Source organism: Aeromonas sp. 159, from assembly GCF_963862045.1.
Taxonomy (GTDB): Bacteria; Pseudomonadota; Gammaproteobacteria; order Enterobacterales; family Aeromonadaceae; genus Aeromonas; species Aeromonas veronii.
In genome coordinates this window covers 49,586-57,964 of sequence record NZ_CAWLMI010000060.1, presented here as the reverse complement: position 1 = coordinate 57,964, position 8,379 = coordinate 49,586, and the positions used below count along the sequence as shown (strand labels likewise).

General features: G+C 60.5%; 4 protein-coding genes and 1 riboswitch. Of the genes, 3 read left to right on the top strand and 1 reads right to left on the bottom strand.

The features are described from left to right. Window positions 1-2,143 (bottom strand): immunoglobulin-like domain-containing protein (locus AACR14_RS11760; RefSeq protein ID WP_019446322.1); only part of this gene is annotated, 2,143 nt, incomplete at its 3' end. 50 nt (window positions 2,144-2,193) lie between these two features. Next, window positions 2,194-2,279, bottom strand: a riboswitch (cyclic di-GMP riboswitch). A 437-nt stretch (window positions 2,280-2,716) separates the two neighbouring features. Here AACR14_RS11760 and prlC point away from each other — a divergent pair. From prlC to AACR14_RS11745, 3 genes are all read left to right on the top strand, one after another. Next, on the top strand, window positions 2,717-4,759 hold the full coding sequence (prlC, locus tag AACR14_RS11755) for an oligopeptidase A (protein ID WP_019446320.1): 2,043 nt from the start codon (window positions 2,717-2,719) through the stop codon (window positions 4,757-4,759). A 207-nt stretch (window positions 4,760-4,966) separates the two neighbouring features. Further along, on the top strand, window positions 4,967-7,516 hold the full coding sequence (locus tag AACR14_RS11750; protein ID WP_019446319.1) for a putative bifunctional diguanylate cyclase/phosphodiesterase: 2,550 nt from the start codon (window positions 4,967-4,969) through the stop codon (window positions 7,514-7,516). Between the two features lie 54 nt (window positions 7,517-7,570). Then, entirely contained in the window at window positions 7,571-8,332 is a 762-nt protein-coding gene (locus tag AACR14_RS11745; protein WP_019446318.1) for a class I SAM-dependent methyltransferase, read from the top strand. The last annotated feature ends 47 nt before the right edge of the window (window positions 8,333-8,379 follow it).

The following is an 8,379-nucleotide window of genomic DNA, read 5'->3' as shown; positions in this document are numbered from 1 at the left end:
CATAGTGGCTGGTCGAGCCGCCACACCAGCCGCTGTAGGGCCAGGGTTTGCACTCGTAGTTGCCACCGGCGTTGCTGACCCGATCACCGGCCTGATAGCCGGTGTTGGGAGCGTAGGCCGGGTAGTCACCTTCGCTACCGCCGTTGCTCTCTTCGGTCAGCGCAACCGGGAAGCGCTGTACCACCGGCTGCTGGCCATCTGCCAGACCGGTGATGACCACTTCGTAGCTGCCATCGGTCACATTGCTGCCCTGCAGTACCAGGGTGCTGGTGCCGTTCACCTGGCTGCTGGTGGTACCGTGGCTGTGGCCGCTCTGCTCCAGAGTTGCGGTGATCTGTACCGGGTTGGCGGTGGTCAGGTTGAAGCGGATGCTGACCTGACCATTGACTATGGTGTACTCGCTCGCCATGGCGCTGACGGTGAAGTCGCTGCTGCCTTCGGCGGGTGGCGTTGTGCCGCCGCAGTCGCTGTCGCCCTGTACGCGCCAGACGCCCCAGTCACCCGTGGTGCCCGGCTCTTCGTTCTGGGTCCACCAGCCTGCCAGCCAGTTCTTGCCGTTGTGGCTGACGATGTCGCCGCCCACATAGACCTTCTTGGCATCCCAGCTGTTTTCACAGACGGCGCCCTGCTCCCTGACGGTCACGTTGCGCAGCTGGGTTACTTGCTGACCGCCGCTGTCGCTCACCTGATAGGTGAGGGTGTAGCGGCCGACCTTGCTGCTGTCGACGTTGCCGCTGACCTTGATTTGGGCGGTCAGGTCGCCATCTTCTTCATCATGGGCGCTGACGCCGGTCATCGGATCGAAAGCGGTACCCAGTTCCAGCGTGGTGTCGGTGACGCCGCTGAACACCGGCTTCATGCTGTAGACCTCGATGGTACGTATCTGCTCGGTGACGTTGTTGTCGCGATCGCTCACCTTGTAGGTGAGGGGGTAGAGGCCGATACGCTGGCTGTCTACCGAACCTTCCACCTGGATCTGGCCAGTCAGGTCGCCATCTTCCTTGTCGTTGGCGCTGACACCGGCCAGCGGATCAAAGGCGGTGCCCTGCTTGATGCGGGTATCGCTCAGGCCGCTGAACACCGGCTTGCCGTTGTCGACCGGAGGCGTGATCTCCTGATCGTGGATGAAGGGGCCGTAGCTCTTGATGAAGGATTCGTTGTAGGACTGACCGGCGGCGTTGCGGCCCATGTCCCAGTTGATGGACCAGGTCATCACGCCACGCAGCGGTTGCCCCTCGCTCTTCAGGCGGTTGAAGGCGTTGTAGAGCTTTTGCGGATCCTGCACATAGCCGGTGGCGGCGGCGTCGATGTTGGTCGGAATGCCGAACACCAGCTTGTCATGGGGGATCTTGTAGAAGCCGCGGGTACCGTTGCTCAGCGAATCCGCCATGTAGTAGATGAACTCTTCTTTCAGGGCATCGTTGTTCTGGGCAATCCAGCCGATGCCATCGATGTAGATACCGTCGCCACCCTGGTTGTAGAACTGGGGGTTGATCCAGTCGTAGTACCCTTCCAGATTGCGGATATAGGGGATGTAGGCGCCAGTCTGGGTCAGATAGGGGAACTCCGGCGCCATGGTGATGAGGAAGTTTTTCCCCTGGGCGCGGTAGTGATCCTTGACCAGACGCAGGGCCGCCGGGATCACGGTCTGGTTGTCGGCGGCGGTGATGGCGGCCTGCTCCAGATCGATATCCAGCCCGTCGAAGCCATAGGTCTCCACCAGACGGATGATCTCGTCGGCAAAGGCCTGCTCCTGACCCTTGCGCAGCTCGATGTGCGCATCGGCACCGCCCAGCGCCAGCAGCACGGCACGGCCCTGACGGTTCAGCTCGGCGATCTGCTCGATAAACTGGCTTTCGCTCATGCCGATGGCCGGGTCGAGCTTGAAGGTGGGGATGGGATCGCTGCCATAGACCTTCATGAAGGAGACATCGACCACGTTGTATTGCGGGTTGACCTGATCGAGCTTGACGCAGGGGGCGATACCGCCCTTGTAGCCCGAGCCGTCACACCAGTTGTGCCAATAGCCGACCACTACGCCGGACTGGGGGTTGACCATCGCCTGACCGGCAATGGCGGCATATGCCATGGGGGCGCCCATGCCGAGCAGGCAGCCAAGCAGGGATAATTTGAGTTTGTTCATCGTCTCTCCGTACGGTGCAAATGGGGCGTCGGTTGTGACCGGACGTCCCCGGGGGCAGCCCCGCTGTCATAGGTGTTTTCCCTTAGACCGGTGGCTTTGCGTCGCGCCCTTTCGGGTCACTTTGCCTTTTTCACCCGATTTCTGTGCAGCACAGAGAATCAAGTGACCTGCATGGCAGGTTGCCTATGATAGATGCTTGAAAATAAATTAATCAATAGTTGGTTTTGATTCTAATTAACTGAAAAATATTGATAATTTGTTACAGTCACCACATTTTGTCCGTTTCCATGATTGAGCATGACGGTACTTGGCAGGCAGCTGTGGCGCCGGTAAATGGCGGCTTTTTGCCCCTTGAAAGTAGCGATAAGAGCCAAAAAAGGCCCACAGATTCATCCTGTTACTGGCTGTTGATGGCAAAACTGCAGCAACGGCAGAGATCCGGGTCGCAATGGCTGGAAAAGTACAGGGTTGCGGCGGATTCCCGCTTGATTATTGCGTGGCTTGGCCACATGTTAGAAAGCCATACAGAGCTGCTAAAGCGGTCTGTTCAAGACCAAACAAGAGGTAACCGGGATGAATAACCCTTTGCTGACAATGGATTCGCTGCCCCCTTTCAGCCAGATCAAGCCGGAGCAGGTTCAGCCTGCCGTGATTCAGGCGATTGCTGACTGCAAGCAGAAGATCAGCGATGTGCTGGCCCAGCGTGATCCCCATACCTGGGATAGCCTGATTGCCCCGCTGGAAGAGGTAAATGACCGCCTGTCACGGATCTGGTCACCGGTCAGCCACCTCAACTCCGTACTCAACAGCGAAGCACTGCGCGAGGCCCATGACGCCTGCCTGCCGCTGCTCTCCGAATTCCAGACCTATGTCGGTCAGCATGAAGGGCTCTATCAGGCCTATCTGGCCCTCTCCCAGAGCGATGATTTCCCGCTGCTGAGCGGCGCCCAGCGCAAGGAGATCCAGAATACCCTGCGTGACTTCCGCCTCTCCGGCATCGGTCTGCCTGCCGAGGCGCAGCAGCGTTACGGCGAAATTCAGGCCCGCCTCTCCGAGCTGGCTTCCCGCTTCAGCAACAACGTGCTGGATGCGACCCAGGGCTGGCACAAGCTGGTGGCCGATGAAGCCGAGCTGACCGGTCTACCCGACAGTGTGCGTGCCGCTGCCCGCCAGATGGCTGAACTTAAAGGCAAAGAGGGGTGGCTGTTCACTCTGGATATCCCTTCTTATCTGCCGGTGATGATGTATGCCGACAACCGCGAGCTGCGCGCCGAGATGTACGAAGCCTTCACCACCCGCGCCTCCGATCAGGGCCCCAATGCGGGCAAGTGGGACAACTCCGCCATCATGAGCGAGCTGCTCACCCTGCGCCGCGAACTGGCTCAGTTGCTGGGGTTCGCCAACTATGCCGAGCTCTCCCTGGCCACCAAGATGGCGGACAAGACCGAACAGGTGGTGAGCTTCCTCACCGATCTGGCGGCCAAATCCCTGCCGCAAGGCAAGGCCGAGCTGGAGGAGATCCGCGCCTTCGCCGCCGAGCAGCACGGTCAGAGCGAGCTGGCCGCCTGGGATCTCGCCTACTACGCCGAGAAGCTCAAGCAGCACAAGTTCTCCATCTCCGATGAGCAGCTGCGCCCCTACTTCCCCGCCAGCAAGGTGGTGAAGGGGTTGTTCGAAGTGGTGAAGCGGGTGTTCGGCATGAAGGTGCGCGAGCGCCTCGGCATCGACACCTGGCACCCGGACGTGCGCTTCTACGACATCTTCGATGCCGACGACGAGCTGCGCGGCAGCTTCTATCTCGACCTCTACGCCCGCGAGCACAAGCAGGGCGGGGCCTGGATGGATGTCTGTCTGGGTCGTCGCTACCGTCAGGATGGCTCGCTGCAAAAGCCGGTGGCCTACCTGACCTGCAACTTCAACGGCCCGGTGGATGGCAAACCGGCGCTGTTTACCCACAACGAAGTGGTCACCCTGTTCCATGAGTTTGGCCACGGCATCCACCACATGCTGACCCGCATCGATGTGGCCGGTGTCGCCGGTATCAACGGCGTGGCCTGGGATGCGGTAGAGCTGCCGAGCCAGTTCCTGGAGAACTGGTGCTGGGAGTCCGAGGCGCTGGCCTTTATCTCCGGCCACTACGAGACCGGCGAGCCGTTGCCTGCCGATCTGCTGGAGAAGATGCTGACCGCCCGCAACTTCCAGGCGGCGATGCAGATGCTGCGCCAGCTGGAGTTCGCCCTGTTCGACTTCCGTCTCCATCAGGAGTTTGATCCGGCCAATCCGGCACAGCTTCCGGCGCTGCTGGATGAGGTGCGCAGTCAGGTAGCTGTGATGACGCCGCCAGCGTTCAACCGCTTCCAGCACAGCTTCTCCCACATCTTCGCGGGCGGCTATGCGGCGGGCTACTACAGCTACAAGTGGGCTGAGGTGCTCTCTGCCGATGCCTTCTCCCGCTTCGAGGAGGAGGGGATCTTCAACCCGGCGACCGGCCAATCCTTCCTGAAGAATATTCTGGAGAAGGGAGGCTCGAAGGAGCCGATGGAGCTGTTCCGAGCCTTCCGTGGTCGTGAGCCCAAGGTGGATGCGCTGTTGCGACACAGCGGGATCGCTGCCTGAGATTCCTGACCCGCCGCCTGTGTGAGCTTCAACCAGGTACACTATTTTGCGGCATAGTGGGATCGAGTCGTGATTTCTGCGACAAAAAGGGACCTTTTGGTCCCTTTTTTCAAGGCTTTTTAATATCTTGCTGATTGCATATTTGCACTGCTCACAGCTCTTCAGTAGAGTCGTGTTCTAACCTTCAAGGAGAGAAAGCCACTTGCCATGAGGCGAGCACTCGATTCCGTCTATCAAATCATCTCAAGTCTGGCTCATTCGAGCGGCCAGGGATATTTCGATACCTTTGTGAGTGAAATCGCCGCTGCTGTGATGGCTGATGTCGTCCTGATCGCCAGCAGGGAATCAAATGCTTCCCATCTTACGGTTCAGGCTGCCCATCCCTCCTCTCTTGACCCCGATACCTTGACGCTGCCAATCACTGACTCTCCCGATGCCATTACCTGGCAGGAGGGGGAAGCCTGGTTCAGCGATCGTCTGTTGCAGCTGTTCCCCGCGATGCCGCTTGCCGATGCGTGGCAAGCCCAGGCCTACGCCGGGATCGCCCTCAAGGATGCGGATGGCGGGACCATAGGTATCTGCTGCCTGCTCTATCGTCAGCCGCAGGCCAATATGACCAAGGTGATGGGGCTGCTCCGGTTGCTGGGGCCGCTGGCCGGTCGTGAACTGGCGCTGATGCTGCAACGCCAGCTGCCGCAACTCTTGCCTGATACCCCTCATGTGCTGCAGAGCATGCTGTTTCAGGCCCCGGTGGGGATCGGCAAGCTCGATCTCACCGGCCGCATTCTCTGGGCCAACCCGGCCATCGAGAAGATGCTGGGTTATCCCCTCGACGAGCTGCTTCATCGCTCCATCTCCGACATCAATCACCCGGAGGATTGGCAGCGCAGCCTTGAGTGCTACGAAGAGATCCGGCGCGGCGAGCGCAGCAGTTTCACCCAGGAGAAGCGCTACTTCTGCAAGGGGGGCGAGATCCTGTGGGGGCGGGTGACTGTCACCCTGATCCGCGACGAGCAGCAGCAGCCGGACTACCTGATGGTGCTGCTGGAGAATATCGATCCCCTCAAGCGCCATGCGGAGCAGCTCAAGCTTTCTCACCGGGTCTACGACAACCTCTCCGAAGCGATTCTGGTGTGCGATGCCGACAGCCGCATCATCTCGGTCAACCCGGCCTTCGAGCAGATCACCGGCTACAGCAGCGACGAGGTGCGGGGCCAGCGTCCCAGCATGCTCAAGTCCGGGCTGCACGATCAGACCTTCTATGCCGACATGTACCATGCGCTGGAGCGGGTGGGGGTGTGGCGTGGCGAGGTGTGGAACAAGCGCAAGAACGGCAAGCTCTATCCGCAGCAGCTGATGATCAGCACCCTGCGCGAAGCCGGCAAAATTCAGCAATATATCGCCATTTTCAGCGATCTTTCCCAGACCAAAGTGGCCGAGCAGAAGATCGCGACCCAGGCCAACTACGACAACCTCACCAGCCTGCCCAACCGCTGGTTGTTTGGCCGCTGCCTCACCCGCTTCTGCGAGCGGGGCGAGCGCTTCGCGCTCATGGTGCTCGACCTCAACAACTTCAAGGCGGTCAACAACAGCATGGATCACCATGCTGGCGATGCCCTGCTGCGGGAGGTCTCGGATCGACTGGTGAGCCGGGTGCGCACCGAAGATCTGGTGGCCCGCATCGGTGGCGACGAGTTCGCGTTCCTGGTGCCCGGCATCGTCACCCGCCGTCAGGCCGAGGTGTTTGCCAAGCAGGTGATCGGCAGTTTCGCCCGCCCCTTTATGCTGGCCAACCAGCACCTCTATGTGACCGCGACCATCGGCATGACTCTCTGTCCGGTCGATGGCAGCGAGAGCGACGAGCTGCTGCGAAATGCCGAACAGGCGCTGTTTGCGGCCAAGCGGCAGGGACGGTTGCTCGGAGCCTACTGCTCATCCATGCGGGAAGAGGTGCGCCAGCGCCACCAGATGCAGCAGGATCTGGCCGAAGCGATCAAGCTGGAGCAGCTGACCATGGCCTACCAGCCGATCTGGGACAATCGCAGCGGACGGGTCGCCAAGCTGGAGGCGCTGGTGCGCTGGTATCACCCCCACTGGGGGCAGGTATCTCCTGCCGAGTTTATTCCGCTGGCGGAAGAGGCGGGATTGATTCAGGGGCTGGGTGCGCTGGTATTGTGGCAATCGTGCAGGGATCTGGCGCGGTTGCAGCAATCCGGCTTCCCTGATCTGCAGATGTCGATCAACCGCTCCACCATGGAGTTCCAGACCATCGACCCCGAGGCGAGTGAGTGGCTCAAGGTGATCCAGCACTTTGGGCTCGATCCTGCCGACATCGTCATCGAAATCACCGAATCTTTGCTGATGGAGAGCAGCGATCAGCACAGGGTGCGGATCGATGCCCTGCGCGAGGCGGGCTGCAAGCTGGCCATCGACGATTTCGGTACCGGCTACTCGGCCCTCAACTATCTGCGCACCTTCCCGGTCGATCTGGTCAAGATCGACCGCTCCTTCGTGCGCCATATCCCCTTCAATGAGCAGGATCGGATGCTGCTCGACGGCATCATCAACATAGTGCACAACCTCGGCATGCAGGTGGTGATCGAGGGGGTAGAGACCCGCGAGCAGCTCAACTTCCTCTGCCAGAAGGGGTGTGCCTTCACCCAAGGTTATCTGCTCAGCCGCCCGCTGGCCTATGACGATCTCATTGATTACCTCGCTCTCAACCGTCAGGGGATGAACCTCACTGTCGTGAGCTGATCCACTGCTTCTGTTATCATGGCCGCTTCTGTACGTGCCATGAGTCTGTCTCCTATGCCCCATATTCAGGTTTTCAGTGAAGTCCCCGCCCGTGATGGCGAGCTCGACACCCTGCGTTTACGCCTTGCCGACGTGGAGTTTCCGGCTCCGTTTGCGCTGGTACTGACTGAAGAGAGACTGGAGCTGCGCAAGCTGGATGAGCCCAAGCTGGGTGCCGTCTATGTGGACTTCGTGGAAGGGGCGGTGGCACATCGCCGCAAGTTTGGCGGCGGTCGGGGCCAGTCCATCGCCAAGGCGGTGGGGCTCAAGGCCGGTGCCACACCGACCGTGGTGGATGCCACTGCCGGTCTGGGGCGCGACGCCTTCGTGCTCGCCTCCCTCGGTTGCAAGGTGACCCTGATCGAACGCAGTCCTGTGGTGGCTGCTCTGCTGCAGGATGGTCTGGCTCGAGCCGCCGAAGACCCGGAGATTGGCCCCTGGGTGCGTGAGCGGATGCAGTTGCTGCACGGCCCGGCGGTGGACAACTTGCTGGCGCTGCCGGAGCGGCCCGAGGTGATCTACCTCGACCCCATGTTCCCTCACAAGCAGAAGTCGGCGCTGGTGAAAAAAGAGATGCGGGTGTTCCAGTCGCTGGTGGGGCCGGATCTCGATGCGGATGCCTTGTTGCCGGCTGCCCTCAAGATGGCGAACAAGCGGGTGGTGGTGAAGCGGCCGGACTACGCCGGCTGGCTCAACGAACAGAAGCCCAGCATGGCTATCGAGACCAAGAGCAATCGCTTCGATGTCTATGTGATGGCGGCGCTGGCGGCGAGTTAACGGTCGGTGCGAGTTACGGATGCAAAAAAGGAGGGCCAACGTCATGT